Genomic DNA, 1,721 nt, shown 5'->3' on the forward strand with positions numbered 1-1,721 from the left:
GTGGCGGGCCGCCGCCCGGGCCGAGCTGCGCCGGGTGCTGGACCGTGCCGAGGCCGATGCCCGCGCCGCGGCCGACGCCGGCCGGGCCCAGGTTCAGCGCTTCGAGCTGAGCCTGTCGCGCGGCGCCTATGACGAGCTCGTCACCCTCTACGATTCGGTCGCGGCGGCAGTGACCGGCGGCGACCGCCCGGCGCCGCCGGCGAAGAAGCCCTCCTCGCCCACCCTCACCTGGTTCTCGATCACCGCGGAGACGATCCTCGTCCTGCTCGACGCCCTGCGCCGGGAGGACCGGCGATGACCCCGACCAACCCGCTGTCGCTGCTCAGCCCGCTGCTGACCCTGGCCGGGCTCGTCGGCAGCTTCTTCTACATCCAGCTCAGCCAATGGCTGCGGGACCTGGTGGCGCTGCACCAGAAGGTCGAGCTGAACCGCTTCGCCGGCGACGAGCCGCAGAAGCGCGCCATCATCGAATGCCGGATCGAATACCGGCGGCTGGCGACCTGGCACATCTATGCCGTCAACCTCAGCGTCATCGCCTTCGTGCTGTTCATCCTGGTCCTCGGGCTGCTGATGATCCGGCCCGCCGCAGCCGACCCGATGTACGACTATCTGGCGATCGCGCTGTGGGTCTTCCTCGCCGTGTTCGTCGGCCTGGCTTCAGTGCTGTTCTGGCTGGGCCACAGCAAGGCGCGGGAGATCGGGGCGATCCTGGAGCCGAAACGGCCATCCGGCGGCTGAGCGGAACAGAAACCGAACAAACCAGTTGCCGAGCACGGACCGGGCGCCTAAACCGGAGTCATGCCGACGCGCACCATCCCGCTCCGCGACCACGCCTTCCGGCCCGACCCATCGGGCGTGCTGTGGTGGGCGGAGCGGCGCTGGCTGCTGGTGGCCGACCTGCATCTGGAGAAGGCGACGGCGCTGGCCCAGCGCTCCCGTCGGCTGCTGCCGCCCTATGACAGCACCGCGACGCTGGCCCGGCTCGGCGCCGCGATCGACCGGCTGGACCCGACCGCCGTGGTGGCGCTCGGCGACAGCTTCCATGATTCGGACGGGGCCGACCGCCTTGCCGCCGAGGATCTGGCCACGCTGACCGGGCTGGCGCGGGGCCGTGACTGGATCTGGGTGCTGGGCAACCACGACCCGGACCTGCCGGCGGCCCTGCCCGGCGATCGGACCGAGGAGCTGCAGGTCGACGGTCTGGTCTGCCGCCACGCGGCCCATGCCGGGGCGTCCGGCGAGATCTCCGGCCATTACCACCCCAAGGCGGCGATCAGCGGCCGCGCCGGGCGGGTGACCGGGCGCTGCTTTGTCGCCGACGAGCACCGGCTGGTGCTGCCGGCGTTCGGCGCCTACACAGGCGGGCTCGACGTGCTCGACCCAGCGATCCGCCGGCTGCTCGGCCCCCTCTTCCATGTCTGGCTGATCGGCCGGACCGGGCTGCATCGCTTTCCCGGCGCCCGGCTGTCGCCGATCGCGCCGCGCTGGATCGCGGCCTGACGGGACCGGCCTCCGCCCGCCTGCCGAAATCCTAGCCTTCGCCCTGCCCCGCCAGGACCGCGCGCACCAGCGGCAGGGTGATCGAGCGGCCCTGGGCCAGGCTGGCGGCGTCGATCTCGGCCACCAGCCGGCGCGCCTCGGCGAAGCTGCGCTCCATCCGCGCCAGCATCGCCTGCACGATCTCAGGCCCCACCGCCAGCTGGCGGTCGGCGAACAGCTTG

At 72.3% G+C, this 1,721-nt stretch carries 4 protein-coding genes; 3 read left to right on the forward strand and 1 reads right to left on the reverse strand.

What is annotated here, in order from left to right:
- The 3 genes from P409_RS39675 to pdeM all read left to right on the forward strand — a co-directional run.
- Positions 1–298, forward strand: a 298-nt coding sequence (locus tag P409_RS39675; RefSeq protein ID WP_034848902.1) for a hypothetical protein, incomplete at its 5' end; no start/stop codon positions are given.
- Positions 295–738, forward strand: coding sequence for a hypothetical protein (locus P409_RS33570; protein WP_034848904.1), 444 nt, complete (start codon positions 295–297; stop codon positions 736–738). The genes P409_RS39675 and P409_RS33570, both read left to right, overlap by 4 nt.
- Positions 739–798: 60 nt before the next feature.
- The gene (gene pdeM / locus P409_RS33575; RefSeq protein ID WP_034848906.1) at positions 799–1,500 is read left to right on the forward strand and encodes a ligase-associated DNA damage response endonuclease PdeM; all 702 of its coding nucleotides are present in this window, start codon (positions 799–801) and stop codon (positions 1,498–1,500) included.
- 31 nt (positions 1,501–1,531) lie between these two features.
- Here the strand turns inward: pdeM and P409_RS39680 are convergent.
- Positions 1,532–1,721 (reverse strand): HdaA/DnaA family protein (locus P409_RS39680; protein WP_034848908.1); only part of this gene is annotated, 190 nt, incomplete at its 5' end.

The organism is Inquilinus limosus MP06, assembly GCF_000767795.1.
Taxonomy (GTDB): domain Bacteria; phylum Pseudomonadota; class Alphaproteobacteria; order DSM-16000; family Inquilinaceae; genus Inquilinus; species Inquilinus limosus_E.